Below are 26,090 nucleotides of genomic sequence, written 5' to 3' on the forward strand. Positions count from 1 at the left end.
ATCTTCTTGTATCTTGGGAAATTTACGCGGCGCGGCGGGGCTGGGACGTGTCCAGCGGGAACACTTTGGCGGCGTTCAACAGCCAAGCGGGATCGAAGATGTCTTTGACCGCCATCTGCGCCTCAAGATCGGCAGGCGCGAATTGTACGTTCATCAGATCGCGCTTTTCAATGCCCACACCGTGTTCACCGGTCAGGCAACCGCCCACCTCTACGCAGAGTTTCAGGATCTCGGCGCCGAATTCCTCGCACAGTTCCAGATCGCCGGGTTTGTTGGCATCAAACAGGATCAGCGGGTGCATATTGCCGTCGCCTGCGTGGAAGACGTTGCCCACATCAAGGCCGAACTCTTTGGACATCTCGCCGATGCGTTTCAGCACGAAAGGGAGGGATGAGACGGGGATCGTGCCATCAAGGCACATGTAATCGTTGATCTGCCCCATCGCACCAAAGGCGGATTTGCGGCCCAGCCAGATACGGCCCGCTTCGTCCGCGTCTTTCGCTTCGCGCAATTCGACGGGGTTATGTTTGGCAGCAATTTCCATGATCAGCTTTAGTTGCGCGTCGATTTCGGCGTCAGATCCTTCAACCTCGACGATCAGAAGTGCCTCGCACATCGGGTACCCTGCTTTGGCGAAAGCTTCGGTCGCCTCAATACAGGGGCGGTCCATGAATTCGATTGCTACAGGCAGGATGCCGGCCTTGATGATATCGGTGACAACCTGTCCGGCCACTTCGGAACTGTCATAGCCCATCAAGACAGGGCGCGCGCCTTCGGGTTTGTGCAGGATGCGCAAGGTCGCTTCGGTCACAACACCAAGCTGGCCCTCAGAGCCACAGATCACACCCAAAAGGTCCAGCCCGCCTGCATCAAGATGCGCACCGCCGATCTCAACCACGGTGCCATCCATCAGCACCATCGTCACGCCCATCAGGTTGTTCGTGGTGACACCATATTTCAGGCAATGCGCCCCGCCCGAATTCATCGCGATATTGCCGGCAATGGCACAGGCCAGCTGGCTAGACGGGTCGGGGGCGTAAAAGAACCCGTCTGCCTCGACCGCGCCGGTCACGGACAGGTTTGTGCGCCCTGTTTGCACGCGGATGTAGCGATCATCATAGTTGGTTTCGATCACGCCGTTCATCTTGGCCACGCCAAGGATCACGCAATCGGCAGTCGGCAGAGCGCCACCGGCCAGCGAAGTGCCCGACCCGCGCGGGACGACAGGCACGCCCATTTCGTGACAGATGCGCAAGACATCCGACACCTCTTTGGTGGTGGCGGGGAGCACGGCGCAAAGCGGCGGACACTTATAGGCCGTCAGCGCGTCACACTCATAGGCTCGTGTTTCACGTTCATCCGATATAACAGCATCCCGGGGCAGTACCTCGGACAGCCGTGCCACGATCTGGCCTTTGCGGCCAATGACGCTGGCGCTGGGTTGTGGCATTTGCATGAGGCGACTCCCTGATCATATGATTGGTAAAAAGATATTACCAATTCTGAGATATAGCAAGGCTGAACACAAGAGGATAGGTTTCTACCGATGCGCATACTGGACCACATGACACTTTTGAGCGCGCTCGATTGGATTGCAGCAGGTCTTCTGGTGCTGTCTTGGCTCTTGCTTGGCTGGATGATCGAACATCCGCGCGCAAAGCATCCTTCGGTCACCGTTTTGATGTCAGAGCGCAGGCGCGACTGGATGAAGGTGATGGTCACCCGCGATCCGCGTATCTTTGATAGCCAGATTTTGGGTGGCTTACGCCAAGGCACTGCGTTTTTTGCATCAAGTTGTCTGCTGTCCATCGGTGGTGTGCTTGCTTTGGTGGGCAATACCGAGCCTTTGCGCGGCGTGGCTGCTGAAGTGACAGATATGGCTGTGCCTGTTTTGATCTTTCAGATCAAACTGGCATTGGTGGCGTTGTTTTTGACCAATGCGTTCCTCAAATTCGTGTGGTCCAATCGCATCTTTGGCTATTGTGCGGTTCTGATGGCGTCAGTCCCGAATGACCCTGACCATCCGCTGGCCTATCCGCGGGCGGCGCAGGCGGCAGAGTTGAACATCCGTGCGGCGATGAACTTCAATCGCGGGCTACGCACGATGTATTTCGCCTTGGGTGCATTGGCCTGGCTTTTGGGGCCGGTTGCATTGATCATCGCCACGGTTGCTGTGGTCTGGATTGTGTGGTCACGGGAATTTGCGTCCCTGCCACGCCAGATCCTGCTACAAGACGAGGTATGAAGATATCGTTTCTCTTCGCTCTCATTGCGGGACCTGCGCTTGCCGATAGCCCTGTGATAGAAAACGTCACGGTCAGCGGGGACCGCTTTAGTGTCACGCTCGCGCATCCGGACACGGGCTGGGATCATTATGCCGACGCATGGGAAGTGCTGGATGCTGATGGCAACAGTCTTGGTATCCGCGAATTGCTGCACCCGCATGTGACTGAACAGCCCTTCACGCGTGCCTTGTCAGGCGTGATCATTCCGCAAGGGGCGGCGGTGGTTTATGTCCGTGCGCGCTGCAATGTGGATGGATGGTCCGACGATCTGTTCGAAGTTGTATTGGGCAACTAGGGCCGCGATTGCGCCCCGCCCAACCGGTAGTCCGCAATCACCGGATAATGGTCTGTCGGCCATTCGCCAGCAAACTTTTGCCGCAAGACGACGGGGTCCGACGCAAGGGTGGCATCGCCAAGATGCGCGATGTGGTCGATCGCGGCAAAAAGGTTCAGTCCCCAGTTGAGATGATAGGTGGCGCCTTCCACAGGCGCAAATTCCAAGCCGGTTTCTTCCAGAACGTCCATCACAGGATCGCCAAAGCGCGCGTTGATGTCGCCTACAACAAACAGGGTTTCTTGGGCTGCAATCCACGATGCGATCCGTTCGGCGACCAGTTCGACGGACTGCATCCGGTTCGACCGGCTGCCATAGTCGGTATGAAGATTGATGACGCGAAACACCTCATCCGTCGCAAGATCGCGAAACTGTGCCCAAGAGGTGAACGCAGGATAGGAGCCGTTAAAGGTACGTGAATAGATTACGTCTGGCGTGTCAGAAAAGAAGAACCAGCCTTGATCAAGCAACCGCAGACGATCGCTGCGATACAGGATCGGTTGGGTAGAGGGAAAGACTGACGGATCACCAACAGCGGCGGCGGCATAGTCTGGATTATTCTGGAGCAACCAATCCAGCGTCAGGTTGATGTCGGCCTGATTACCCCCGCCGAAGCTCTCCATTTCCTGAAACCCGATCACATCGGCGTTCATTTCTTTGAAGGCCAGATCAAGCGGCGTCTTGCGCCTGTCCCAGTCCGCCAAAGACCACGCGCCGGTGTCACGCGACAGGATAATGTAATGGACGTTATATGTCGCAACCCGAAGCGTGTCCGGCGCGGGGTCCTGCAGCGGTGTGATACCCGAATGGCGGAGTGTCTGGCAGCCGACAAGCGTGACCAAGACAAGGGCAATTGCGCCAACCAGTTTCAAGACAGTCGCAAACACAACGCTAACGCCGCCCTTCTCTGAGCCACGCGCCAACCATCAACAGTGAAGCGAGAAGCAGGAACGCCCAAGCCGGCAAAAGCGGTGTGATGCTGATTTCGGCCGTCCGGAAGGCTTCGCGCGGGGTGATCCCGATCCAGCCACGTCCGGCGGCAGGGCGTCCTTCGCGCACGCTGCGGATATCAATATCACCGGCTGAGATCGGCAAGATACCGCCGCGTGTGCTCTCGATCAGCGGGGCCAGCAATGTGCTATCGGCGATGGTTTGTTCAAACTCGCGCGGGGCAGATGGGCCAAGGGCAATCACTGCTGTCTCTTCGCCATCGTCCAGACGGTAGAGGCCGATTTCCGGTGCGTGCCACAGCGTTTCAAACCGGCCGGGCGAGACCTCTTCCAGCCGCAGTGTTGTTTCGGTGCCGTCAGGGTGTGTCACAACGACATCTCCGGTGTCCAGATCAAGGGTGCGCCGGATGATGCGCATCGTTTGCCCTGCCGGTTCGACCCAAAGCGCCTCTTCTTCAAGCTCGGGTTCTTTCATCATCCAGTGGGCCAGACGCCGCAGCAGTTCAAGCTGTGGCCCACCACCTTCATAGCCCCGATCCCAAAGCCAGGAATGATCCGAGGCCATCAATGCCACACGGCCTTCGCCAACGCGGTTCAGGGTCAGCAAGGGGCGCTCATCAAGGCCGGACATGACAGTCATGGCCTCTTGCGGGACCAGCACATCAACCAGCCGGAACCACCGTCCCCACCCCGGGCCTTCGCCATCGGGGTTCGGTGACAGCGCATCAAGACCTTCGGTCACAGGATGGCGCGCACCAAGATCGGTGATTTGCGGTACAAACCCTTCCTCAAAGACACGGGCTGTCGGTGCACCCGGCAGGATCTGCCCCAGAGGCGAGCGATAGATGCTTTCAGCAGAGCCATATTCGGGACCTGATGAAATCAGGACCGCGCCACCCTGTTCGACGTAAGAGCGAATATTGTCGAGATAGGCGCTTGGCAGAATGCCGCGACGGCGGTAGCGGTCAAAGATGATCAGGTCGAAGTCGTTGATCTTTTCAAGGAACAATTCCCGCGTCGGAAAGGCGATGAGCGAGAGTTCGTTGACCGGCACACCATCCTGCTTTTCAGGGGGGCGCAGAATGGTGAAATGTACCAGATCGACGGATGAGTCCGACTTTAGCAGATTGCGCCATGTGCGCTCACCCGGGTGTGGCTCGCCCGAAACCAATAGAACGCGCAGACGGTCGCGGACCCCATTGATCTGGACCACGGATGCGTTGTTGCGGTTGGTCAACTCGCCCTCGGCGGTGGGGATTTCGAATTGCAGCACGTTCATGCCGCCATGGGGCAGCGTGATGGGCAATTGAATATCCTGACCTATCGGAACCTGCACTGTCAGCGGTGGTTCCCCATCAATCGAAATAGACAGCGGTACGGATGCTGTTTCTGGCGCGGCACCCTGATCTTCGACCCGCAGGGTCAGGTTTACTTCTTCGCCAAGGATTGCAAAGGCCGGTGCGTTCTGGACGACAAGCCGCCGATCCCAATCATCAGGCGCGCCGGTCATCAGCAAATGGAGCGGCGCAGGCAAGGCAGGGGCGCGTTCAAGGTCATGCAAGCGGCCGTCCGAAACGAGGATAATGCCTGCGATACGCGCCTGTGGTTCTTCAGCCAGGGCCTGCGACACGGCCGTCATGAGCGTGGTGCCCAAATCGCCTTCACCGTCACCTAGCGACACCTCGCGCAGTTCGGTGTTGGGCTGGCGTTCAATCTCGGCCTCGATATTCGCGATGGCCTGCGCGTTCTGGTCAGGGCGCGTGCCTATGCGCTGACTGGCGCTTTCATCGACTACCATCAGGACAATATCACTTAGCGGTTCGCGGTCTTCCTGCTGGATGCTGGGGTTCGCAATGGCGGCCAGCAAAGCCAGTCCCGCCAGCCCGCGCAACCACCAGCCCGGCAGGCGCCGCCAGATGGCGAGTGTTACGGCAACGGCCACCAAAGCGGCCACGGCATAAAGCGCCAGAAGCGGGATCAGCGGATCAAGAAGCAAGGTGCCTGTCATCTCATTGCCCCAGCCTGTCAAGCAGATCGGGCACATGGACCTGATCCGACTTATAGTTTCCGGTCAGCACGTGCATGATCACATTCACCCCGAACCGCAGCGCAATTTCGCGCTGGCGCTCGCCCGACATGCCGCGCCCGACGGGGAACATGCGGCGTCCGTTATTGTCAACTGCCCAGGCGCGCGCCCAGTCATTGCCGCCAATGATGACGGGCGTCACACCATCGTTGAGATTGCGGAACGGCATGCCCTCGATTTGTTCTGCGTTGATGGGGGCGGCCTCAACCCAGACATCGCGGCTGGCGTAGCGCCCTGGGAAATCCTGCAGCAGATAGAAGGTGCGCGTCAGCACGTGATCAGGTGGAATCCGTTCGATGGCAGGAATGTCTAGCGAGCGGGCAATCGCCTGCAGCTTTTGTCCTTCGGGAGAGCCCGAGCCGAAGCGCGCACTATCACTGTCGCGCGTGTCGAACATGATCATGCCACCGGTGCGCAGATAGCGGTTCAGTTTCGCATAGGCGTCGCGGCTGGGCAGCGGTTGGTCGGCGGTTACGGGCCAGTAGAGGAACGGAAAAAATGCGAGTTCATCGGTTTCGATATTCACGCCAATCGGGGCGGCAGGCTCGATCGAGGTGCGCCGGAAAAGTGTTTGTGACAGGCCCAAAAGCCCCGCTTCGGCGATCCTGTCAGTCTCCGCGTCGCCGGTCAGGACATGCGCCAAGACCACCTCTGATGTGGCGCGCAGGGCAAAGTCATCCGCTGACTGCGCCTGTGCATCCGGTGCCCACATCAGCATCAACGCAAAGGCGACAGCGACATCGGCGCGCGGCCCACGCAAGCGCCCGCCAACAGCAAGCGAGGCAATGACGTCAATCAGCAACAGCATAACCGCCGCACTCAGCAGCCAGCCCTTGAGGGCCGTTTCACGGACAACCTGCATACCTTCAACCGCAATGCGGGCGGGCCATTGCGCCACATTCAGGACGGTTTCGGTGTCGATCACATTGACCGCAATTTGACGGTCAGCACCTGTATAAAGACCGGGCAGCAGGTCTGGCCCCGGCACGCGCCCTGCCAACACCTCACCTGCCACACCCGGCAAGGCGCTACCATCCTCCAGCCGCCCGTAGGCATCCATCACTTCGTTTGGCAGCCAAGTGGTGCCTGCCAGTTCTGTTTCATCGGGGTTCGTGGGGCGTGTCGAGACCGCGAGCCGTTCCAGCATCTGCACAAAAAGCCCCGACAGCGGCAGTGTCGACCATTCCGCATTCGCGGTGACATGGACCAGAACGATCTGTCCCTCACCCACAAGGTTGCGTGTTACCAAAGGCGTGCCATCCGATAGCTGCGCAATCACGCGGTCGGCCAGTGTCGGGTCGGGCTGGGCCATCACCTGCGAGGTGACGGTCACGTCATCGGGAATGGGCAGTCCGAAAAACGGGCTTTCCGTCGAAAAGGGCGCCAAAGTCTTGGGCTCGCCCCAGCTCATCGCGCCACCGACAGACCGCCCGCCCGAACGCAGGCGCACAGGCAAGAGCGGATCAATCTGGTTGCGCCCCTGATCCGAAGCCGCAAGGCGCGGTCCGGCAAAGCGCAGCAACATGCCGCCGTTTTCGACCCACTCAAGGACCGTCTCGCCTTCGCTGCCTGCAAGGCTTGCCACATCGGCAAGGATGATGACATCGGGGTTGGCCAGCAGGATATCCGAAAGCGTGCCGTCGATGATATCGGCCGTGGGTTCAAGCGCCTCGCGCAGGTAGTAGAGCGGCGACAACAGTTCGAGCCCCTCACGCTCATCGCGCCCTGCAATCAGAGCGACTTCGCGCCGTTTCAGCGCATCATCGGTCAGGCTGACGGCACCGGCAGAGCGGGTGCCTGTGACCTCAAACCGGGTGATCCGGTTGCGCAGTTCGGGCGGCAGCACCATGACTGTCTCCGCCACAGGCTCTCCCGCGTTGAAAACCAATGGGACTGTGACCAGTTGGCGCTCAACACCGGCAGGGTCCAGCCCGACTGCGGTAATTGATATCTCAAGCGGGTTTCCAATTGGCGTGCGGGTTGCGGACACAATGACCTCTCCGTTTTCAAAGCGGGCGGGACGCAGGCCGATTGTCTGGCGGGGTGTTTGGAATACTGTCACCGACCCGCGGGTTTCCAGCTCTGCCAAAAGATCGCTCCGCCCGTCCCAGTCCAGCCCGTCCGAAATCCAGTATGTCTCGAACGAACCGTCGTTCTGCGCAAACCACGCCGCAGCATCCCGGGGTTGCCACGGCTGCGGCAGGATATTGGGCAGGCGGTTGCGCCACTCGCTGGGGGCGGCAAAGGGAACATCGCCCACAGGAAGGTCGTTGAGATTGATCACCGCTGTGCGCCTGCCGGCAAGGGCGGCTTCGACAAGCAGGGTGTCCACGCGGTCAATCCGGCTTTGCCAGTTATTCGCACCCGCCCAAGAGCCATCAAGCAGGATCACCAGATCACCGGTGCCTTCGCGGGCGTTCTGTGGATTGAGCACCGGACCGGCAAAACCGATAATTGCCGCCGCGACCGCCAGGACGCGCAACAACAATAGCCACCACGGGGTGCGGTCGGTCTGGTTTTCGTCGTCGGTCAGGCCCAAGAGCAGAGCCACGCCGGGAAAGCGCCGCCTGATAGGGGCTGGCGGCACGGCGCGCAGCAGGATCCACAGGATCGGCAGGGCAATAAGCCCCAACAGCAACCAAGGTGCCGCAAACCCTAAGGACCCGATCGACCACATCAGGTGTTACGCTCCAAGGCGCCATAAAGCCACAAGAGCGCGTTTGTCGCACTCTCGCCGGTGTGGTGCGTCTGGAACCGCCATCCCGTGATACGGGCCAGTTGCTGCAAGCGGTCTTTGCGCTCGGCCAGCCGGTCCAGATAGCGGGACCTCAAATCGCCGGCTTTCAGCGTTTCATGGCGTAATGCGCCCGACATGCTTTCAAAGATGGTGCGGCCGTCGAACGGAAACGCCTCTTCCTGCGGGTCCAGCACCTGCAAGAGCGCGCCACCGACACCACGGTCTGCGGCACGCAGAAGGGCCTCTTCTATGGGTTTGATGTCACCCAGAAAGTCGCTGACAAAGAGGGCGCGCGAGTGGGGCAGCATGCCTTGCGCTTCGGGTGCGCCATAATCGGTCTCTTCTTCGCGGGACAAAAGCTCTGCCAACTGCATCAGTTGTGCTTCGCCCCGACGCGGCGGAAGGCGCAGACCGGTCAGACCAACACGTTCGCCCCCACGGATCAGCAAGATCGCGCAGGCCAGACCCAGGGTGCGCGCGCGTGCGGCCTTGGTCGGCAGGTTGTCATCCGAACGGAAGGACATCGACGCCGCCTGATCGACCCAGAGGATAATCGACTGGGCGATCTGCCATTCCTTGTCCTGCACGAAATTTGCGTCCGAACGGGCCGAACGCCGCCAGTCGATACTGCGCGCCTCATCATGGGCCTGTGCGGGCCGGTACTGCCAGAATGTGTCCCCTGTGCCCGCGCGACGGCGTCCGTGATCCCCCAAAAGCACAGTCGAAGCAAGGTGCTCCGCCTCCGCAAGTAGCGGTGGCAGCGGGGCGGCAAGCGCCTCGGCCTGTGATCTTAGGGTCAAAGGGGTGGTCATGCGGCAGAGGCCACCGATGTAATCTGGTCCGCAACACTATTGATGACGTGATGGATGCTTTCACCCCGCGCACGCGCAGCAAAAGAAAGCGCCATCCGATGTTCAAGGACAGGGACCGCCATCGCGCGCACGTCTTCGGCGGACGGAGCAAGGCGGCCTTCCAGAAGCGCCTGCGCGCGGACTGTCAGCATCAGGGCCTGTGCGGCACGCGGGCCGGGACCCCAGCTCACATTCTGGCGGATGATATCGGGGGCGTTTTCATCCTGCGGACGGCAGGCACGCACCAGATCAAGGATCATTTCAACGATATTGTCACCCACAGGCATCCGGCGAAGCAGTTTTTGTGCATCCAGCAGTTCCTGCGCGGTAAAGACCGCCTGCGATTTTGCGTCTTCCACACCTGTGGTTGCGATCAGGATATCTTTTTCAGTCGCGCGGTCGGGGTAGGGCACATCAATCTGCACCAAGAAGCGGTCAAGCTGGGCTTCAGGGAGGGGATAGGTGCCTTCCTGCTCGATCGGGTTTTGCGTGGCCAGCACGTGGAACGGCACACCCAAAGGCCGGTGTTCGCCTGCGATGGTCACTTCTTTTTCCTGCATCGCCTGCAGAAGGGCAGATTGCGTGCGTGGTGAGGCGCGGTTGATCTCGTCGGCCATCAGCAACTGACAGAAGATCGGGCCTTCAATAAAGCGAAAGCCACGTGATCCGTCATTGGCCGTCTCAAGCACCTCGGAGCCCAAGATATCCGCTGGCATCAGATCGGGTGTGAACTGTATCCGATTGCCATCCAGCCCCATCACCGTCGAAAGCGTGTCCACGAGACGGGTCTTGCCCAGACCAGGCAGACCGATCAGCACGGCGTGACCGCCACAGATCAGTGCGGTCAATGTCAAGTCTACGACACGGGGCTGGCCGATAAAGCGCGCCGAAATGCTGGTGCGGGCTTGCGCCAGCTTTTCACCCAGGTTTTCGATCTGGGTGACGAGATCGGACTCTACGGCCATGACTTTCCTCCGGTTGAACTATAGTCTTCATGAGAACAGATAATCCCATCACACCCAATGGCAAAAATAATGACCACACAAAAGATTGTGACTCCCTCCGCAGAGAGCCTAGCAAGTAGCGCACGTGCTGTCCAAAAAGGCGGTTTGCCGCCGGTTCATCTTTGGAATCCGCCCCATTGCGGCGATATCGACATGCGGATCGCCCGTGATGGAACGTGGTTTTATATGGGAACGCCGATTGGCCGACACGAACTTGTGAGGCTGTTTTCAACGATTCTGCGCCGCGACGGTGATGATTACGTTCTGGTGACCCCCGTTGAGAAAGTGGGGATCACTGTCGATGACGCGCCATTTGTCGCGGTCGATTTCAACCGGCGTGGCGATGGTCTGGAGTTTGAAACCAATGTGGGCGACCGGATGATTGCCGGACCAGAACATCCGATCCGCGTGGTCCGTGATCCCGAAACGGGCGAGCCTTCACCCTATGTGCTGGTGCGCGCCAACCTTGAGGCCCTGATTGACCGCAAGTCTTTCTACCGTTTGGTGGATATCGGTGAACATGCCGCGCATGAAGGGCAAGAATGGTTCGGTGTGACGTCGCAGGGCATGTTCTTTCCCATCATTCCGTCAGCGGAATTGAAGTAAACTAGAACGGCCCGCTTTCGGCCCACAAAAACAGGAACAGCCCCCAAAGGACCCCGGCGACAACCATTGCCGCGCCGATCCAGGCAACCATGTTCCAGTCGTTTGTGATGCCCCATCCGGTGAGCGCGCCGCCGCCGCCAATCAGAATGAGAGGCATCAAGAGCGTCACAACAAAGCTGATCAAACGTCTCATTCCGGTCTTCCCATCGGAGGTTTCCACAGAGAGTATAGATGCTGTTTGTTCACCTTGCAAAATATGATGAATTTCCGTCATCTGCCGGAAAAACCCGCGAACAGCCTAAGGGACATTCAATGCCGAAATTCTGTGCCAACCTGACGTGGCTTTTTACAGAGCTGGATTTTCTGGATCGGTTCGAGGCCGCGAAAGAGGCGGGTTTTGACGCAGTCGAGGTGCTGTTTCCCTATGATGTGAATGCGCAAGACATCGTGGATGCGCTGCGCAGGTATGATTTGCAGATGGCGCTGATCAATTGCCCGCCCCCCAATTACACTGGCGGTCCGCAAGGATTTGCAGCCATCCCCGGATTGGAAGAGCGGTTCAAAAAGGACTTTGGCCGCGCGTTGCGCTATGCGCAAACGCTGGGGGCAAGGCATCTGCATATCATGGCAGGCGTAGCCGAAGGCGCAGCGGCAAAAGAGACCTTCATCAATAACCTGCGCTGGGCGGCGGCCGAGGCACCTGCGCAAAACCTGACGATTGAGCCCATCAACAATGACACGATGCCGGGCTATTTCTTGAATGACTTTGATCTTGGCCGCGAGATTGTCACAACGATTGATGCGCCGAACCTGAGACTGCAATTCGACACATTCCATGCCGCCAGGATCACCGGTGATGTATTGGGCACATGGGAGGCGATGCGCGATATCACTGCCCATGTGCAGGTGGCCCAAATGCCGGATCGCGGTGAGCCGGATCAGGGCGAGATTGATTATCCCGCCTTCTTCGCGCTGCTGGATGCCCAGGGCTATGCTGGTTGGGTTTCGGGCGAATACAAGCCGCGCCAGACGACCGAGGAAGGTCTGGGGTGGCTTGCGGGGGCGTAATTTTCCACCCCTCCTGAAAACCTACTGACACAACGCTGTCAGCAGGGGTATGTTCAAAGATGTCCATCAACCGCAATCAAGGAGATGAGACATGACAAAACGCACAATTATGGCTTGGGGCGAAATACCGGTCACTGACATGGAAAAGGCCGTCGCTTTTTACAACGAGGTCTTTGGGTATCAGATGGAAATCGACCATTCCGGTCCGAACCCCATTGCTGTGCTGGGCAGTTTCGAGGACAGCGCAGGCGCGCATCTTTATCCGGGGGTGCCTGCGGCAGATGGGGGCAATACCATCCATATCGCCATTCAAGGCGCGCTCGAAGACGGGATTGCCCGTTGTACAAACGCCGGTGGAGAGATTGTCAGCCCGCCCATTACGATCCCCGCTGGGCGCTTTGCCTATGCCAAAGACCTTGACGGCAATTCCATCGGTCTGTTCGAGGCCGCGCAATAAATGCGCCGCGCCGACCGCCTTTTCCAGATATTGCAGTATCTGCGTGGCGGTCGGCTGACAACGGCGGCGCAACTGGCCGAAAAGCTCGAAGTGACGCCGCGCACGATTTATCGCGATGTGGCACATTTGATCGGCTCTGGTGTCCCGATCGAGGGGGAGGCGGGGGTCGGCTATCTGATGCGCGACGGATACGATCTGCCGCCTTTGATGTTCACCCAAGAAGAGATTGTCGCACTGGTATCGGGTGCACGTATCTTGCAAAGCTGGGGCGGGACAAAAATGGCAGAAGCCGCGCAAGAGGCCTTAATCAAGATTGATGCGGTTCTGCCCGAGACTGCGCGCAGACAGGTTGGTCAGGTCAACGTCCATGTCCTGGATGGTGCGGACCAGCGCGGTCAGTGGCGCGATTATCTGGACCGGTTCGAGGCCGCCTCAGAGGCGCATATCCGGTTGCAGATGAACTACAGCGATGAGGCCGGCAAGCAGACCACAAGGACCGTGCGTCCGTTGGGCGTGTGGTTCTGGGGCAAGGTCTGGACTGCTGTGTGCTGGTGCGAATTGCGTGAAGGGTTTCGCATGTTCCGTCTGGACCGTATTTCAGCCTTGCAGGAACTGGACCGGTTTCGGCCTGAAAAGCACCAGACCCTGCGCGCGTTTTACGAGAGCGAAGCCTATCGCCACTGATCGCACAGGATTGTTAGTGGCGGTTTCCGACAGATGCATTAGCTACCTAAGCACTGGTTTGAAGGGTTTGGTATCGTGATGAAACGGCGGGAATTTCTGGCGGGTGGCCTCGCAAGCTTGGCAACACCCATGCTGGCGCAATCGAATGTCTGGGCACCCGTTCTGGACGCGGGGCGTGCGCTTGACCAGTTTCACGCCGTCATGATCCAGCAATCCGGCCAGACTGTTCTGCGTGAGCGGTTTCGCGGCCCGGGGCTCGAGCGGGCGGTGCCGATCAAATCGGTGTCGAAGACCATTGTCGCGGCCTTGACTGGTGCGGCACTGGATCGCGGTGAATTGCCCGGCATTAACGCGACGCTGGGCGATGTCGCCCCCCGCTTGATCCCGCGCGGCGCTGACCCGCGTGTGGCCGGCATCACCGTTGAAAATCTGGTGACGATGCAGGCGGGATTGGAGCGTACCTCGGGGCAGAACTATGGTGGCTGGGTAAACAGCAGCAACTGGGTCGCAAATGCGCTGGCCCGCCCTTTCGTGGCCGAACCCGGAGCACGCATGCTCTATTCGACCGGTTCGTTTCACATTCTTGGTGCCGTGCTGTCAGAGGTCTCGGGCCAGTCGCTCTTGTCGCTGGCACGGCAGCGGTTGGGCGAGCCTTTGGGCATTGATATCCCCGCTTGGACGCGCGACCCGCAAGGCCGGTATCTGGGGGGCAATGAAATGGCCCTCACGCTGGAAGCGATGGTCCGTTTCGGCGAGATGTACCGGCTGAATGGTCAATATGGCGGCGCGCAGGTGCTCAGTTCCGATTGGGTGGCGCGGTCGATGCAGCGGCGTACACAATCGCTCTTTTCGGGGCTGGATTACGGGTATGGCTGGTTCTTGGGAGCCGGTGCTGGCGTCGACTATGCGCTGGCGCGGGGCTATGGCGGGCAGATTATCTGTGTGGCCCCGCAGGTCGCGCTGACCTTGGCGATTACCTCTGATCCGATGCGGCCTGCGCGCAGTGGTGGCTATTTCGGAGATCTGCAACGCCTGATCGAGCAGCAAGTCCTGCCGCTTGCGCTGGCGCAGATGGGGTGATGGCGCAAGGTGGATCAGGATCCACCTTACCATTTATTCAGCGCGCGACAGGCTTTGCGCCAAACGCATCAATTGCACTGCCTCGGTGCGATAGCCAAAGGCATCCTCGCCGCGGTTGGCCGCAGCAAGTGCAATAGCATCCGCATAGCCCCAATCGCCCAAATGGTCGTCACCGCGCAAGAGTTGTCCGAAACCTGCAATCGCAGCCGCAAAATTCGCCTCTGTCCCCGCTGCACCGTTTCCGGTGATTGGCAGTTCGATCAATTGGCTGACATCCTCGCCGGGTGCTTTGTAGCGCAGTTTCAGAAATCCGAGCTCGTCTGACGACTCTGCCACCGTGCTCGGGGCATAGCGCAGCGGATCACTTAACTGTGCCGGGCTGCCGACGGGTGTGACCTCGTAGATCGCGGTGACAGCATGGCCTGCGCCCAACTCGCCGGCATCAACGGCGTCATTGTTGAAATCCTCACGCCGAAGCGCGCGCGTTTCATAGCCGATCAGCCGGTATTCCGCGATTTGGGCGGGGTTGAATTCAACCTGAACTTTGACATCGCTTGCAATGGGAAACAGTGCGCCCGAAAGCTGGTCCACCAGGACCTTTTGCGCCTCGGAAAGCGTATCGATATAAGCCGCCGTTCCGTTCCCGTTCTGGGCAAGCGCCTGCATTGTCGCATCATCCAGATTACCACGGCCAAAACCCAGCACGCTGAGATAAGTGCCTGTTTCCCGACGATCCGCGATGAAGTCTTTCAGCGCGTCCGGATTGTCGATGCCGACATTGAAATCGCCATCAGTTGCAAGGATGATGCGGCTAACTTCACCAGCCTCTGCCATAGTGTCCGCGACCGCATAGGCCTGTTCCAAGCCGCCTTGCCCGTTGGTTGCCCCCCCCGCACCGAGCGATTGGAGCGCTTGCAAGATTGTGGTGTGTTCGGATGCGTTGGTGGGCGCCAGCACCTGACCTGCGTTGCCTGCATATTCCACGATGGCGACCTGATCTTGTGGGCGCAATTGGTCAAGCATCAGGCGGAACGATTGCTTCAGCAGCGGCAGTTTTGCCGGATCATCCATTGAGCCGGATGTGTCGATAAGAAACACTAGGTTCAAAGGAGGCCGCGCGGTCATCTCGGGCGACCGCCCTTGCAGAGCGATATGCACGAGCTGCGTGTTTGCATTCCACGGCGTCTGGAATGTCGTCACGGTCGGACGGAAGGGCGCTTCGCCCGCGTCGGGTGTCGGATAATCATAAGGGAAGTAATTGATCATCTCTTCAATGCGCACAGCTTCGCGCGGCGGCAGTTCACCACGTGACAGGGACGACCGGACAAGTGCGTAGCTGGCGGTATCAACATCAATCGAGAATGTCGAAACCGGCTCTTCGGCGGTGATTTTGAGCGGGCTTGCTGCAATGTTGGCAAAGCTCTCGGTCGACGGGGCGGGAGAAACCATGGCATCGTCCGCCTGCGGCGGTGGTGCCACAACAACGCGTTCCGGAGCCAGTCGAGGCATTGCCTGTTCATCATTCAACGTAGGGGCCACACGCGATGTTTGCATGGTTGTTGCCGCCATGGCCTGACCTTCAGTCATGCCTTCTGCAATTTCGGCTGCTTGCTCTTGCAAGATATCTGCGTCCGCTGTGACTTGTGGCAGTGACTTGGCGGTGACGCGCGACCGATCTGCCGTATTGAGGTTGGGGGTCAAATCAACGGCAGGTGCTGTCGCAATATCCTGGGACTGCGATGCAAATGTGTCCTCTCGTGGTGCAGCAGGCGTGGCTGACCCAGACACGGCCTCTGGCGGCACGATCGCACGATTGAACTCGGTCACCGTAATTTGCGGGGATGATGGTGGTCGCAGCAGGTCCTGGCCTTGCGGTGTCATGATCAGAAAACCGCATGCGACAAGGGCGGTGGTGGCTGTCAGGCCGCCTTTGGTGGTTATGGTGCTCAGCATTGTTTTCACTCCTGTCCAAAGGCCCTTCGGCCCGGTTACAGCAGTGGGACGCGCGGCCTGCGCTGATCCTTGGAGGGCTGCAAAGTTTTTATGCGCCAGTGCGAGGTTCTCGGCACGCCGTGCCGCATCAGGACGCGGTGTCGCCGCATCCATCATCGCTTTGAGGTCATTCAGGTCATCGGTCATACCATGTCCTCCTGTTCCTTGATCGCGCGCAGGGCTTTCTTTGCTTCAGAGACGCGCCAGCTAACGGTCCCTTCCGAAACTTGCAGCACCTTTGCCGCCTGCGCGTGGGTCATATCGTCAAGCACAAGCGCAAGCGTGTCGCGCAGATCGTCGGAGAGTGTGTTCATCGCAGCGGTCAGCCAGTCCAGTTTGTCGGTCGTTTCTGCAATGGCAGCGGTGCGGTTCACTTCCCAGTCGCCCCAACCGGTTGTCGCTTTGGCATAGGTCGCGCGCTTGCGTCGCCGGTCGTGGGCGGCGTTGACGGCGACGCGGTAGAGCCAGGTGGTCACTTTGGCGCGCCGCCCATAGCTGGCGAGTTTTGCAGGGAGTGCGGCGCAGATGTCCTGAGTGAGGTCCTCGGCCTCCGTGCGTGATCCGGTCAACCGGAAACAAAATGCAAAGAGGCGATCATAATGGCGATCAAGCAGGCTCGCGAAGGCCGCACCGTCTCCGGCGGCGGCCGCATCTGCCAGGTCTTCATCGCTTGTTATCATACGCATCACGGTGGTTTGACGCGCGCGCATGGTCAATCCTTGGCGAGAGTTGTCGTTTTTTTGAAAATGCGTGGTTTTGTGTAAGGTGGATCAAGATCCACCTTACTTTCCGGCTCACACACCGGTGCAAATATACTTCAGCTCGAGATAGTCCTCGATCCCGTGGTGCGATCCTTCGCGCCCCAGCCCTGACTGTTTCACGCCACCAAACGGTGCCACCTCGGTCGAGATGATGCCGGTGTTCACACCCACAATCCCGTATTCCAGCGCTTCGGCCACTTTGGTCACGCGGCTGAGGTCCTTGGCATAGAAATACGAAGCAAGGCCAAAGATCGTGTCATTGGCTAGCGCGATCACATCATCCTCGTCCTCGAATTTGAAGAGCGGGGCGAAGGGCCCGAAGGTTTCGTCTGTGCTGACCAACATCTCTTTGGTCGCGTTGGTGACAATCGTGGGTTCAAAGAACTGCCCGCCCAGATCATGTGGCTTGCCGCCGGTCAGAATTTGACCACCTTTCGAGAGCGCATCCGCGAGGTGTTCCTGAACCTTGGTGAGAGCCTTGGGTTCAATCAGCGGGCCCAAGGTCGTCCCCTCGCTCATGCCGTCGCCCACGCGCAGCGCTTCGACCGCAACCTTGAACTTGGCAGCGAAGGCATCATAGACGCCTGCCTGCACATAGATGCGGTTGGCACAGACGCAGGTCTGGCCGTTGTTGCGGAACTTGCAGGCGATGGCCCCTTCGACAGCGGCATCAAGATCGGCGTCATCAAAGACGATGAAAGGCGCGTTGCCGCCCAATTCCATCGAACATTTCATCACTTGATCGGCGGCCTGCGCCAACAGGATACGGCCCACTTGCGTTGATCCGGTGAAGGTCAGTTTGCGCACCGCGGGGATGTCGCAGAACGCCTTGCCGATGGCAGGGGCATCGGTGGAGGTGATGACCGAGAACAACCCGTCCGGTACGCCCGCCTCTTGCGCCAGTTTCGCCATGGCGAGCGCGGAAAGCGGCGTCAGTTCCGATGGTTTGATCACGAAAGCGCAGCCCGCAGCAAGGGCAGGGGCCACTTTGCGCGCGATCATCGCGTTGGGGAAGTTCCAAGGGGTGATCCCGGCGGCCACGCCGATGGGCTGTTTGATGACGGTGATGCGCTTGTCCGCCATGTGTCCGGGGATTGTTTCGCCGTAAACGCGCTTGGCCTCTTCTGCGAACCATTCCACGAAAGACGCGCCATAGGCGACTTCGCCGCGTGCCTCGGCCAGCGGTTTGCCTTGTTCGGCGGTCATGATGATGGCGAGGTCTTCCTGATGCTTCATCATCAGATCAAACCACTTGCGCAACACGTTCGCGCGTTCTTTGGCCGCGCGTGCAGCCCAAGGCTTGCGTGCGGCATCGGCTGCTGCGACCGCTTTTTCCACCTCTGCGACCGACAGGTCAGGCACTTTTGCAATCACGTCGCCGCGCGCAGGATTGATGACGTCAAAGGTCTTGCCGTCCGCTGCTTGCACCCATTCACCTGCGACAAGCGTGTCTTCGCAAAGCAGATCAGGACGTGACAACATGGATTTCAGGTTCGTCATTTCGTCAAGCATGGTGGCCTCCTATCGGTTTCAGCGCTATCTGAACCATGCGGGCAGGTGCCGTAAAGGGGGGATGTGATGGAATTGGACGAGGCATATGCGAACGCGGCCTATATTCCGGGTGGCGATACCTATCCCGCGCGCTGGGCAAAGGCCGCGGCGCAATTTCGCGAAAAGACACTGTGTGAACTTGATTTGCCCTATGGTGAGAGTGCGCGCCAGAAGCTCGATCTGTTTCATCCACCCCGCCTTGCCAAAGGTTTGGTGGTCTTTGTTCACGGTGGCTATTGGGTGATGTCGGACAAGTCTGACTGGTCGCATCTGGCAGCAGGCCCTCTTGCGCAGGGGTGGGCCGTCGCAATGCCGTCCTACGATCTTTGTCCTGCCGTCCGTATCACGGACATCGGCAATCAGATCGCCGCTGCGATCGCATTTGCTGCTGGCCGCGCCCTTGGGCCGATCCGGTTGACCGGCCATTCAGCCGGAGGGCAACTGGTGGCGCGGATGACAGCAAGACGCATCGGTGCGCGTTGGCAGGAAAGGGTTGCGAAAGTCGTGCCGATTTCGCCTTTGGGTGATCTGGCTCCTTTGATGCAGACATCCATGAATGCGGATCTCAAACTGGATGCGGCAGAGGTTTTGGCCGAAAGCCCGATCCATCTGCCAAAGCCGCAGGTCCCCGTGACGGTCTGGGTGGGTGCGGATGAAAGGCCGGCTTTTCTGGAGCAATCGCGCATCCTCGAGAATGCCTGGACTTGCGAACGGATTGTCGCGCCGGACCGCCATCATTTCGATGTGATCGAACCGCTCTGTGATCCTGACAGTGCACTGACGGTAGCATTGCTGGCGACGTAGCCAATTGGACAGTCTTGTGTTGGTAGACCTAACGATGATCTCAACTTATAAACGCGTGATGTTGATGTTTATTGCGCGATTCGCGCGAGAAATTGGGTGGTTTTGATATGAATATTTTGCGCGGCGCATTTGCTATCTTGATCGCAATGACTTTGGTCGCATGCGAGCGGTCCGGTGATGACAACAGTGTGACAGATGGCGGCGTCGACGGCGGTTTCCTGCGGGACGGCGTTGCAAATGTCTGGATTGATCCTGACGGATGCCAGCACTGGTACATCGACGACGGGATCGAAGGATACATGACCCCCCGCCTGAACCGCGACGGCACACCAAAGTGTCAGGATGCACGCGGCGAGATTATTTTGAAAGACGGCAGCCGTGTTGTATCCGAGCCGGAGCCAAGCAATAGCTGATCCGGCCAGAGCCAGATTAGACAGTTCTTGAGGCACTGCATTTGCAGTGCCTTTTCTTTTGGCTATCGCATCGGATCAAACTGCGCGCTGGTCATCGTGCAATCACGGATCACGTCCCGCCCGCAATCGCGAAATTCCAGATCACGTGTTAGACAAATCCGCGCTTCCTGAATGTAGCCGGATTTGCATGTGATCGTGATCTGGTCGGCTTCAAGCGCTGCATTTTCCTTTAGAAACGCCTCTTCGATCAACGATGCGGGCAGAGTCACTTGGCGCGTCAAAGCGCGAAACACTTCGGGGCGGTTGATGCGGCCATAGGCTTCGCGCGAAAGCGCGAAGTATTCCTCGGACGACAATCCCGAACACACTCCGTGTTTGCGCCATTGATGCCAGGCAAGTCCCGATGTTCCCATGATATCCGCCATGGCCGCGGTATCGCTGCGACTGGGAGATCTTTCGCCGGTCGGACAGTTTGCCGGATACCCGCTTTCGTATTGCGGCCAGAGCCCGTGCAGGATCCAGCCGAAGTCCGCTGACGGATCACATTGGGGCGACCCGCGCGCATCACCTTCCAGCGCACACCAGTTTGCCGACCACGAAAGCGACATGACGTAGTAATCAAAGTCACCTGCGCGGTCTTGGGCAGTGACTGGCGTGGCCATGAGGCAAAGCAGGGCAAGCAGACGGTGCATTTTGATCTTTCCAAATTTCATCAGCTTTACTATATAGCCTGCAAGTTCCCCGACAATGCGAACCCGGCTGTTACCACAGTCTGCCCAGATCAAGGGCGCGGGAAAGGCTTGTCTGCTGATAAGATGGAGATGAAAAGATGTCCGATAAACCGATTATGGCCAAAGCGACTGCTGTCTGGCTTTGCGACAACACAACGCTGACCTTCAAGCAGATTGCCGATTTCTGCGGTTTCCACGAGCTGGAAGTGCAGGGTATCGCAGATGGTGATGTGGCGGCTGGCGTCAAAGGGTTTGACCCGATTGCCAACAACCAGTTGACACAAGAAGAGCTGGACAAGGCCGAAGCCGATCCAAAGCATAAGCTCAAGCTAAAATATTACGCTGCCGCTGCTGGCGAAGAAAAACGCCGTGGCCCGCGCTATACACCGCTGTCCAAGCGTCAGGACCGCCCTGCGTCGATCTATTGGCTGGTGAAATTCCACCCCGAACTGACCGACGGTCAGATTTCAAAACTGGTGGGCACAACCAAGCCGACCATTCAGGCGATCCGCGAGCGGACACACTGGAACATCAACAACATTGATCCGATTGATCCGGTTGCTCTGGGACTGTGCAAGCAGTCCGAACTTGATGCCGCTGTGCAAAAAGCCAACGCCAAAAAGGCCAAGGAAGGCGCAGCAATGACCGATGACGAGCGCCGCAAGCTTGTCAGCACCGAGCAGTCGCTTGGTATGCCGGCTGAGCCGAAGATGCCAAGTGCGATGGCCGGTCTGGAGACTTTCAGCCTCTCTGATCCGCGTGACGAGGAAGAGGAAGAAGATGATAACCGCGATGTTTCAGACGCGGATAGCTTCTTCAATCTGCCGGATGACGACGACAAGGACGACTAGGCCAAGCATTCAAAGAGGGCGCCCCGAAACGGAAGGCGCCCTTTTTCTTTGTCTATGATGGTCTGCGGGCCACGATGAAACGTGCTGAATTGTTTGTGCCAAAGTATCCTGCTTCGACCACGTCGAAACCTGCTTTGCTTATAGCCGTTTCCAGCCCGCCTGCATCAAAGACTAGAACATGCGGCGCTTTGCCGATCATCTGCATCACTTTGATCATGGGTCTGATCAGCATATTCATATCTGCAAGGCAGGCGGTCTTGGAAATAAAGTAGCCACCCGGTTTGATCTGCTTGCGCAAATGCAGCAGTGTTTGGTCAAGGTCATCGACAAGGTGCAATAGGCTGAAGGCGCAGACCGCATCAAACGGGGCGTCGGCCATGGCGACGTTGATCTCTGATTCCAAAAAGTCGATTTTTTGCGACCCGTCGCCCGTGATCTTGCTTTGTGCGATCGCAATCATGTTGCCCGATATGTCCGTAGCTGTGATCCGCCTGACATAAGGCGCCAGTTTGATTGCGGTGCTGCCAGTGCCGCAACCCACTTCAAGCAAATGATCCTCTGCCGACAGATAGTGGCGCGTGCGCGCAAGTGTTTCTTCATAGGCGGCGATGTCCTTGATAGGCGACGCGGCATATTTCTTTGCGGCTTTGTCCCAGAACGCGGCGGTGGCCATTGGTTTGGTTCCTTTGTCGGTCATGTAATCTCGTGTGGCGCAGCTTACCTATACGTTAATCAGTTATAAATTGCGAAAATATGCGAGGTAGATATACATAAATGCATGAATTGGCAGGCTGTCTCATTTGATTGGAACCAGATACGGGCCTTTCTTGCGACTGCCGAGGAAGGTTCGCTGAGTGCTGCCGCGCGGGCATTGCGTGCGACCCAGCCCACCATCGGACGGCAGGTCAGCGCATTGGAGCGTGATCTGGGCGTCACTTTGTTCGAACGTTCAGGCCGGTCTCTGGTCATGACATCAGCGGGCCATGATTTGCTGGAACATGTGCAGGCGATGGGTGATGCGGCCAGCCGGATTTCGATGGTTGCATCAGGGCAGTCGCGCGATGTTGCGGGTCATGTTTCGATCACGGCGAGCGATTTGCTGGCTGCGGGCTTCTTGGTGCCGGTTCTGACAAAGCTACGGCAGGACGCACCCGGGATTATCGTTGATGTTGTCGCCTCGAACCGGCTTGAGAATTTGACACGGCGCGACGCCGATATTGCCATTCGCCATGTGCGCCCCGACCAGCCGGATCTGATCGCCAGACAGCTTCGGGATGCAAGGGCCGCATATTATGCCTCTGCCGATTACCTCGCCGAATATGGCAGGCCGCGGACTGAGGCCGACCTTGCGAAACATGTTTTTGTTGGCCCACGCGATACCACCCAGATGCTGGCATTCATGCAGGACCGCGGCGTCACAATTTTCCCTGATCAGTTCAAGGCAAATTCGGACAGCGGGGTGGTGATGTGGGAGATGATGCGCGCCGGTCTGGGTATTATGGTCGGGCCGGACAGGCTCTGGCCGCATGTGGACGGAGTCGAGACGCTGCTTTCGGATGCGACGCCGATCACCTTTCCGGTATGGATTGTCACCCATCGTGAACTGCGCACCAGCCGCCGGATCAGGATTGTTTTTGATGCTTTGGTCGAGGCCCTCGGTGGTGACTAAAGCGCCTTGCGCGCGTTCAGCGCCGCCGTGATCGTGCCGTCATCCAGATAGTCCAGCTCACCGCCCACAGGCACACCTTGGGCCAGAGAGGTGACTGTGATCCCGGGCAATTGATCAGCGATGTAATGTGCGGTCGTTTGCCCGTCGATCGTGGCGCCCAAGGCAAGAATCACCTCGGTCACGTTCTCGGTCTTGATCCGGTCGATCAGCTTGGGGATACGCAATTCCTCCGGCCCGATAGCATCGAGGGCAGAGAGTGTGCCACCCAGCACATGATAGCGCCCCTTGAAGACCTGCGACCGTTCCATCGCCCAAAGATCGGCTACATCCTCAACAACGGCGATCTGTCCTGTGGCGCGTTTCTCGGAATTGCAGATCTCGCAGATATCCGTCGTGCAGACATTGCCGCAGTTCAGACACTCGCGCACCGTGGCCCCAACCCGCTGCATCGCATCGGCAAGCGGCATCAGGACAAGGGTTCGTTTCTTGATCAGGTGCAAGACGGCGCGCCGGGCAGAGCGCGGCCCCAGCCCGGGCAGCTTGGCCATCAGTGCGATCAGATTGTCGAGGTCTTCGTTGCTGTTTGTCATGGTGCTCACATCAGCCGCGAACAAATTTCGCGAAATTTGTTCTGGCGGCCCGAGAATTTTTGCCAAAAATTCTCGGGATTTAGAAAGGCAGGTTCATGCCCGGCGGCAGCCCCAGGCCTTCTGTCAGTTTGCTCATTTCTTCCTGCGCGCGCGCGGTCGCTTTGGTCTGCGCGTCTTTGATCGCCGCCAAAATCAGGTCTTCGACCACTTCTTTGTCGTCACCGTTGAAAATCGAGGGATCAATATCGAGCCCCTTGAGTTCACCCTTGGCGGTTGCGGTTGCTTTCACAAGACCCGCACCGCTGACGCCTTCGACCATGATGTTTTCGAGGTCTTCCTGCATCTGGGCCATCTTGCCCTGCATTTCCTGAGCCTGTTTCATCATCTTGGCCATGTCGCCAAGTCCGCCTAATCCTTTGAGCATCTAGCGATCTCCTATTCTTTTTTGTCGCGTTTCAATGGCGCAGTGTAGAGCACGACACCGATACACACCAGTGCGGCAAAGAGGATGAAGAGGGTGGAATTTCCGATGCAGCCTTCGCTCATTGCAAGCGCGCGCGTGTCACCTGTGCTGCCCCATCCCGTGGCAAGAAAGGTCGAGAGGCTCCAGCCGACAACAACGACAAGCCCGCCCCATTCACTGCGAAACCGCACGACAAGGGCTGTGGCGATGATCAAGATCAGCACAATGGGCGTTTGCAAAAGGAACAGCAGCTCGCCCAAAGCCGTGACTGGGACACCGTCCCAGCCGGGGCGTTGCAAGCTGCAAGCCTCGGCCCATGCGGGTAAGGGTGCCGCGAGAGCAGCCGCACAGATCAGTCCTCGTCGAACGGGTCCCATTCTTCATCCACTTCGGGCAACGCGTCTTCCAATGCGTGCTGCGCTTTTTCGGCTTCGGTCCGGATTTCGGTGATCTTGGCTTTAGGAAATGCCGCGATGACCGCTTTGACCAAAGGGTGATCTTGCGCCTCTTGCAGGATCGCGTTTTCGGCGGCATCCCGTGTTTCGGCGATTGTCGGTCCGCCACCGTCGGCGACGCTGATCGCCCAGCGATTGCCGGTCCATGCTTGCAGGCGCGCGCCCAGACGGCCAACCAGATCGCGTGCGGCGTCAGGCGTCGGGTTCACCTCGATCCGGCCCGGCTGGTAACTGACAAGACGCAGGCCGGTTTCCACCTCAACCAGCAGTTTGACATCACGATGGGTGCGGATCAGTTCGACGACATCCTCGAAGCGCGCGTAGTGCTGGAGCGCGTCTGTATCAAGGGCGCGTGCTGTTTGCGCACCGGATGCGGAATGTCCGCCGGGGCTGGCATGGGTGGGTGCGGGCGTGCCGCTGATCGCATGGGTGCTGCCACCTTGCGGGGCAGGGCGCCCACCCGCCGGGCCGCCGCCACCGCCCGCGGGTGGTGTGGCGTCCTGCAGCTTGCGCACGAGTTCTTCGGGGCTTGGCAGATCAGCCACATGGGTCAGCCGGATGACCGCCATCTCAGCCGCCATCATGGCGTTGGGGGCAATGGCCACTTCCTCTAGTGCTTTGAGCAGCATCTGCCACATCCGTGACAGCACCCGCATGGGCAGATTGCTGGCCATGGCCTGACCGCGTGTGCGCTCATCGGGGCCAATCGTGGGGTCTTCGGCCGCCTCGGGCGTGATCTTGATCACGCTGATCCAGTGGCAAACCTCGGCCAGATCGCGCAGCACCGCCATCGGATCCGCGCCGTCGGCATATTGGCCGGACAATTCGGTCAGGGCGGCTGCCGCCTCGCCGCGCAGGATCATGTCAAAGAGATCAAGGACGCGCCCACGGTCCGCCAGTCCCAGCATCGCACGGACCTGATCGGCGGTGGTTTCTCCCGCGCCATGGCTGATGGCCTGATCCAGCAGCGATTGCGCATCGCGGGCTGACCCTTCGGCAGCACGGGTGATCAGCGCGAGTGCCTCATCGGTGATTTCGGCCCCCTCGGCGGTCGCGATTTTGCGCAAAAGGGCAATTTGCGTTTCCGGCTCGATCCGCCGCAGGTCAAAGCGCTGGCAGCGGGACAGGACGGTGACAGGCACCTGCCTGATTTCGGTCGTGGCAAAGATGAATTTGACGTGCTCGGGCGGCTCTTCCAGCGTCTTCAGAAGCGCATTGAAGGCGTTCTTCGACAGCATGTGCACTTCGTCGATGATGTAGATCTTAAAGCGGGCCGAGGCCGCGCGGTAATGCACCGAATCGATGATTTCACGGATGTCGCCCACGCCTGTACGTGAGGCAGCGTCCATTTCCATCACGTCGACATGACGGCCTTCCATGATCGCCACGCAATGTTCGCACTGCCCACAGGGTTCGGTTGTCGGCCCGCCCGTGCCGTCAGGGCCGATACAGTTCATGCCCTTGGCGATGATCCGCGCGGTGGTTGTCTTACCGGTGCCGCGAATACCGGTCATGATAAAGGCCTGTGCGATCCGGTCCGCGGCGAAAGCGTTCTTCAGGGTGCGCACCATCGCATCCTGCCCGACCATATCGGCAAAGGTTTCGGGCCGGTATTTGCGGGCAAGCACTTGGTATTGGGGCTGATCGGACATGGCGGCCTTTGGTGAG

General features: G+C 58.9%; 27 protein-coding genes. 11 read left to right on the forward strand and 16 right to left on the reverse strand.

What is annotated here, in order from left to right:
* Positions 1-22: 22 nt before the first annotated feature.
* A complete protein-coding gene (locus tag SJY29_RS01870) occupies positions 23-1,456 on the reverse strand; it encodes an FAD-linked oxidase C-terminal domain-containing protein (RefSeq protein ID WP_400086116.1) in 1,434 nt (477 codons plus the stop codon).
* A gap of 90 nt (positions 1,457-1,546) precedes the next feature.
* On the opposite strand from SJY29_RS01870, the gene SJY29_RS01875 reads away from it, so the two are divergent.
* Both SJY29_RS01875 and SJY29_RS01880 read left to right on the forward strand, forming a co-directional pair.
* Positions 1,547-2,245 (forward strand): DUF599 domain-containing protein, encoded by a 699-nt coding sequence (locus SJY29_RS01875; protein ID WP_400086119.1) that lies wholly within the window; start codon positions 1,547-1,549, stop codon positions 2,243-2,245.
* Complete coding sequence (locus tag SJY29_RS01880; protein ID WP_400086121.1) at positions 2,242-2,580, forward strand: hypothetical protein; 339 nt, start codon at positions 2,242-2,244, stop codon at positions 2,578-2,580. Before SJY29_RS01875 ends, SJY29_RS01880 begins: the two co-directional genes overlap by 4 nt.
* Here the strand turns inward: SJY29_RS01880 and SJY29_RS01885 are convergent.
* The 5 genes from SJY29_RS01885 to SJY29_RS01905 are packed head-to-tail and all read right to left on the reverse strand — an operon-like array spanning position 2,577 to position 10,208.
* Positions 2,577-3,506, reverse strand: a complete 930-nt coding sequence (locus tag SJY29_RS01885) for an endonuclease (protein WP_400086124.1) — start codon at positions 3,504-3,506, stop codon at positions 2,577-2,579. The genes SJY29_RS01880 and SJY29_RS01885 overlap by 4 nt on opposite strands.
* 4 nt (positions 3,507-3,510) lie before the next feature.
* Entirely contained in the window at positions 3,511-5,577 is a 2,067-nt protein-coding gene (locus tag SJY29_RS01890) for a hypothetical protein (protein ID WP_400086127.1), read from the reverse strand.
* 1 nt (position 5,578) lies between these two features.
* Positions 5,579-8,332: a DUF4159 domain-containing protein gene (locus SJY29_RS01895; RefSeq protein ID WP_400086129.1), complete on the reverse strand. Its 2,754-nt coding sequence runs from the start codon at positions 8,330-8,332 to the stop codon at positions 5,579-5,581.
* Positions 8,332-9,204, reverse strand: a complete 873-nt coding sequence (locus SJY29_RS01900; RefSeq protein WP_400086132.1) for a DUF58 domain-containing protein — start codon at positions 9,202-9,204, stop codon at positions 8,332-8,334. Before SJY29_RS01900 ends, SJY29_RS01895 begins: the two co-directional genes overlap by 1 nt.
* Positions 9,201-10,208, reverse strand: coding sequence for a MoxR family ATPase (locus SJY29_RS01905; protein WP_076659339.1), 1,008 nt, complete (start codon positions 10,206-10,208; stop codon positions 9,201-9,203). The genes SJY29_RS01900 and SJY29_RS01905 overlap by 4 nt, the downstream gene beginning before the upstream one ends.
* A gap of 69 nt (positions 10,209-10,277) precedes the next feature.
* Between SJY29_RS01905 and SJY29_RS01910 the strand changes: the two genes are divergently transcribed.
* The gene (locus SJY29_RS01910) at positions 10,278-10,853 is read left to right on the forward strand and encodes a DUF1285 domain-containing protein (RefSeq protein WP_110279799.1); all 576 of its coding nucleotides are present in this window, start codon (positions 10,278-10,280) and stop codon (positions 10,851-10,853) included.
* A gap of 1 nt (position 10,854) precedes the next feature.
* On the opposite strand, the gene SJY29_RS01915 is transcribed toward SJY29_RS01910, so the two are convergent.
* Positions 10,855-11,046 (reverse strand): hypothetical protein, encoded by a 192-nt coding sequence (locus SJY29_RS01915; RefSeq protein ID WP_400086136.1) that lies wholly within the window; start codon positions 11,044-11,046, stop codon positions 10,855-10,857.
* Positions 11,047-11,165: 119 nt separating this feature from the next.
* Between SJY29_RS01915 and SJY29_RS01920 the strand changes: the two genes are divergently transcribed.
* From SJY29_RS01920 to SJY29_RS01935, 4 genes are all read left to right on the forward strand, one after another.
* On the forward strand, positions 11,166-11,921 hold the full coding sequence (locus SJY29_RS01920; RefSeq protein ID WP_400086138.1) for a hydroxypyruvate isomerase family protein: 756 nt from the start codon (positions 11,166-11,168) through the stop codon (positions 11,919-11,921).
* Between the two features lie 91 nt (positions 11,922-12,012).
* Positions 12,013-12,378, forward strand: a complete 366-nt coding sequence (locus tag SJY29_RS01925) for a VOC family protein (RefSeq protein WP_400086141.1) — start codon at positions 12,013-12,015, stop codon at positions 12,376-12,378.
* Positions 12,379-13,062: a helix-turn-helix transcriptional regulator gene (locus SJY29_RS01930; RefSeq protein ID WP_400086144.1), complete on the forward strand. Its 684-nt coding sequence runs from the start codon at positions 12,379-12,381 to the stop codon at positions 13,060-13,062.
* A gap of 78 nt (positions 13,063-13,140) precedes the next feature.
* Complete coding sequence (locus SJY29_RS01935; protein ID WP_400086147.1) at positions 13,141-14,142, forward strand: serine hydrolase domain-containing protein; 1,002 nt, start codon at positions 13,141-13,143, stop codon at positions 14,140-14,142.
* A gap of 33 nt (positions 14,143-14,175) precedes the next feature.
* On the opposite strand, the gene SJY29_RS01940 is transcribed toward SJY29_RS01935, so the two are convergent.
* The 3 genes from SJY29_RS01940 to SJY29_RS01950 all read right to left on the reverse strand — a co-directional run bounded on the left by SJY29_RS01940 (position 14,176) and on the right by SJY29_RS01950 (position 18,407).
* Positions 14,176-16,281: a von Willebrand factor type A domain-containing protein gene (locus SJY29_RS01940; RefSeq protein WP_400086150.1), complete on the reverse strand. Its 2,106-nt coding sequence runs from the start codon at positions 16,279-16,281 to the stop codon at positions 14,176-14,178.
* The gene (locus tag SJY29_RS01945; RefSeq protein WP_400088811.1) at positions 16,278-16,814 is read right to left on the reverse strand and encodes an RNA polymerase sigma factor; all 537 of its coding nucleotides are present in this window, start codon (positions 16,812-16,814) and stop codon (positions 16,278-16,280) included. The genes SJY29_RS01940 and SJY29_RS01945 overlap by 4 nt, the downstream gene beginning before the upstream one ends.
* A gap of 114 nt (positions 16,815-16,928) precedes the next feature.
* The gene (locus SJY29_RS01950) at positions 16,929-18,407 is read right to left on the reverse strand and encodes an NAD-dependent succinate-semialdehyde dehydrogenase (RefSeq protein ID WP_400086152.1); all 1,479 of its coding nucleotides are present in this window, start codon (positions 18,405-18,407) and stop codon (positions 16,929-16,931) included.
* A 66-nt stretch (positions 18,408-18,473) separates the two neighbouring features.
* Between SJY29_RS01950 and SJY29_RS01955 the strand changes: the two genes are divergently transcribed.
* Positions 18,474-19,250 (forward strand): alpha/beta hydrolase, encoded by a 777-nt coding sequence (locus tag SJY29_RS01955; RefSeq protein ID WP_400086154.1) that lies wholly within the window; start codon positions 18,474-18,476, stop codon positions 19,248-19,250.
* 107 nt (positions 19,251-19,357) lie between these two features.
* Positions 19,358-19,663 carry a hypothetical protein gene (locus SJY29_RS01960; protein ID WP_146214853.1) on the forward strand — a complete coding sequence of 102 codons (306 nt, stop codon included), beginning with the start codon at positions 19,358-19,360 and terminating at the stop codon, positions 19,661-19,663.
* 62 nt (positions 19,664-19,725) lie between these two features.
* Here SJY29_RS01960 and SJY29_RS01965 read toward each other — a convergent pair whose 3' ends face one another.
* Positions 19,726-20,355, reverse strand: a complete 630-nt coding sequence (locus SJY29_RS01965; protein ID WP_400086157.1) for a ribonuclease T — start codon at positions 20,353-20,355, stop codon at positions 19,726-19,728.
* Between the two features lie 137 nt (positions 20,356-20,492).
* On the opposite strand from SJY29_RS01965, the gene SJY29_RS01970 reads away from it, so the two are divergent.
* Positions 20,493-21,245, forward strand: coding sequence for a DUF1013 domain-containing protein (locus tag SJY29_RS01970; RefSeq protein ID WP_400086160.1), 753 nt, complete (start codon positions 20,493-20,495; stop codon positions 21,243-21,245).
* Positions 21,246-21,297: 52 nt separating this feature from the next.
* Here SJY29_RS01970 and SJY29_RS01975 read toward each other — a convergent pair whose 3' ends face one another.
* Positions 21,298-21,918: a class I SAM-dependent methyltransferase gene (locus SJY29_RS01975; protein WP_400086163.1), complete on the reverse strand. Its 621-nt coding sequence runs from the start codon at positions 21,916-21,918 to the stop codon at positions 21,298-21,300.
* Between the two features lie 105 nt (positions 21,919-22,023).
* Between SJY29_RS01975 and SJY29_RS01980 the strand changes: the two genes are divergently transcribed.
* Complete coding sequence (locus tag SJY29_RS01980; RefSeq protein WP_400086165.1) at positions 22,024-22,914, forward strand: LysR family transcriptional regulator; 891 nt, start codon at positions 22,024-22,026, stop codon at positions 22,912-22,914.
* On the opposite strand, the gene recR is transcribed toward SJY29_RS01980, so the two are convergent.
* The 4 genes from recR to SJY29_RS02000 form a co-directional block, all read right to left on the reverse strand.
* The gene (gene recR / locus SJY29_RS01985) at positions 22,911-23,504 is read right to left on the reverse strand and encodes a recombination mediator RecR (protein WP_400086168.1); all 594 of its coding nucleotides are present in this window, start codon (positions 23,502-23,504) and stop codon (positions 22,911-22,913) included. The genes SJY29_RS01980 and recR overlap by 4 nt on opposite strands.
* Before the next feature lie 79 nt (positions 23,505-23,583).
* Entirely contained in the window at positions 23,584-23,928 is a 345-nt protein-coding gene (locus SJY29_RS01990; RefSeq protein ID WP_400086171.1) for a YbaB/EbfC family nucleoid-associated protein, read from the reverse strand.
* An 11-nt stretch (positions 23,929-23,939) separates the two neighbouring features.
* Complete coding sequence (locus SJY29_RS01995; protein ID WP_400086174.1) at positions 23,940-24,344, reverse strand: hypothetical protein; 405 nt, start codon at positions 24,342-24,344, stop codon at positions 23,940-23,942.
* Positions 24,320-26,074 (reverse strand): DNA polymerase III subunit gamma/tau, encoded by a 1,755-nt coding sequence (locus SJY29_RS02000; protein WP_400086176.1) that lies wholly within the window; start codon positions 26,072-26,074, stop codon positions 24,320-24,322. The genes SJY29_RS01995 and SJY29_RS02000 overlap by 25 nt, the downstream gene beginning before the upstream one ends.
* Between the last annotated feature and the right edge of the window lie 16 nt (positions 26,075-26,090).

This window comes from Yoonia sp. R78084 (assembly GCF_044595625.1).
Lineage (GTDB): Bacteria > Pseudomonadota > Alphaproteobacteria > Rhodobacterales > Rhodobacteraceae > Yoonia.

Bases quoted from the DNA above. Each gene is read 5' to 3' on its own strand.
- SJY29_RS01910 (WP_110279799.1), top strand. From the start codon at position 10,278: ATGACCACACAAAAGATTGTGACTCCCTCCGCAGAGAGCCTAGCAAGT.
- SJY29_RS01920 (WP_400086138.1), top strand. From the start codon at position 11,166: ATGCCGAAATTCTGTGCCAACCTGACGTGGCTTTTTACAGAGCTGGAT.
- SJY29_RS01960 (WP_146214853.1), top strand. From the start codon at position 19,358: ATGAATATTTTGCGCGGCGCATTTGCTATCTTGATCGCAATGACTTTG.
- SJY29_RS01905 (WP_076659339.1), bottom strand. From the start codon at position 10,208: ATGGCCGTAGAGTCCGATCTCGTCACCCAGATCGAAAACCTGGGTGAA.
- SJY29_RS01950 (WP_400086152.1), bottom strand. From the start codon at position 18,407: ATGCTTGACGAAATGACGAACCTGAAATCCATGTTGTCACGTCCTGAT.
- SJY29_RS01965 (WP_400086157.1), bottom strand. From the start codon at position 20,355: ATGCACCGTCTGCTTGCCCTGCTTTGCCTCATGGCCACGCCAGTCACT.
- SJY29_RS01955 (WP_400086154.1), top strand. From the start codon at position 18,474: ATGGAATTGGACGAGGCATATGCGAACGCGGCCTATATTCCGGGTGGC.
- SJY29_RS01940 (WP_400086150.1), bottom strand. From the start codon at position 16,281: ATGACCGATGACCTGAATGACCTCAAAGCGATGATGGATGCGGCGACA.
- SJY29_RS02000 (WP_400086176.1), bottom strand. From the start codon at position 26,074: ATGTCCGATCAGCCCCAATACCAAGTGCTTGCCCGCAAATACCGGCCC.
- SJY29_RS01970 (WP_400086160.1), top strand. From the start codon at position 20,493: ATGTCCGATAAACCGATTATGGCCAAAGCGACTGCTGTCTGGCTTTGC.
- SJY29_RS01880 (WP_400086121.1), top strand. From the start codon at position 2,242: ATGAAGATATCGTTTCTCTTCGCTCTCATTGCGGGACCTGCGCTTGCC.
- SJY29_RS01995 (WP_400086174.1), bottom strand. From the start codon at position 24,344: ATGGGACCCGTTCGACGAGGACTGATCTGTGCGGCTGCTCTCGCGGCA.
- SJY29_RS01875 (WP_400086119.1), top strand. From the start codon at position 1,547: ATGCGCATACTGGACCACATGACACTTTTGAGCGCGCTCGATTGGATT.
- SJY29_RS01930 (WP_400086144.1), top strand. From the start codon at position 12,379: ATGCGCCGCGCCGACCGCCTTTTCCAGATATTGCAGTATCTGCGTGGC.
- SJY29_RS01975 (WP_400086163.1), bottom strand. From the start codon at position 21,918: ATGGCCACCGCCGCGTTCTGGGACAAAGCCGCAAAGAAATATGCCGCG.
- SJY29_RS01935 (WP_400086147.1), top strand. From the start codon at position 13,141: ATGAAACGGCGGGAATTTCTGGCGGGTGGCCTCGCAAGCTTGGCAACA.
- SJY29_RS01980 (WP_400086165.1), top strand. From the start codon at position 22,024: ATGAATTGGCAGGCTGTCTCATTTGATTGGAACCAGATACGGGCCTTT.
- SJY29_RS01925 (WP_400086141.1), top strand. From the start codon at position 12,013: ATGACAAAACGCACAATTATGGCTTGGGGCGAAATACCGGTCACTGAC.
- SJY29_RS01870 (WP_400086116.1), bottom strand. From the start codon at position 1,456: ATGCAAATGCCACAACCCAGCGCCAGCGTCATTGGCCGCAAAGGCCAG.
- SJY29_RS01890 (WP_400086127.1), bottom strand. From the start codon at position 5,577: ATGACAGGCACCTTGCTTCTTGATCCGCTGATCCCGCTTCTGGCGCTT.
- SJY29_RS01900 (WP_400086132.1), bottom strand. From the start codon at position 9,204: ATGACCACCCCTTTGACCCTAAGATCACAGGCCGAGGCGCTTGCCGCC.
- SJY29_RS01945 (WP_400088811.1), bottom strand. From the start codon at position 16,814: ATGATAACAAGCGATGAAGACCTGGCAGATGCGGCCGCCGCCGGAGAC.
- SJY29_RS01990 (WP_400086171.1), bottom strand. From the start codon at position 23,928: ATGCTCAAAGGATTAGGCGGACTTGGCGACATGGCCAAGATGATGAAA.
- SJY29_RS01895 (WP_400086129.1), bottom strand. From the start codon at position 8,332: ATGTGGTCGATCGGGTCCTTAGGGTTTGCGGCACCTTGGTTGCTGTTG.
- SJY29_RS01915 (WP_400086136.1), bottom strand. From the start codon at position 11,046: ATGAGACGTTTGATCAGCTTTGTTGTGACGCTCTTGATGCCTCTCATT.
- recR (WP_400086168.1), bottom strand. From the start codon at position 23,504: ATGACAAACAGCAACGAAGACCTCGACAATCTGATCGCACTGATGGCC.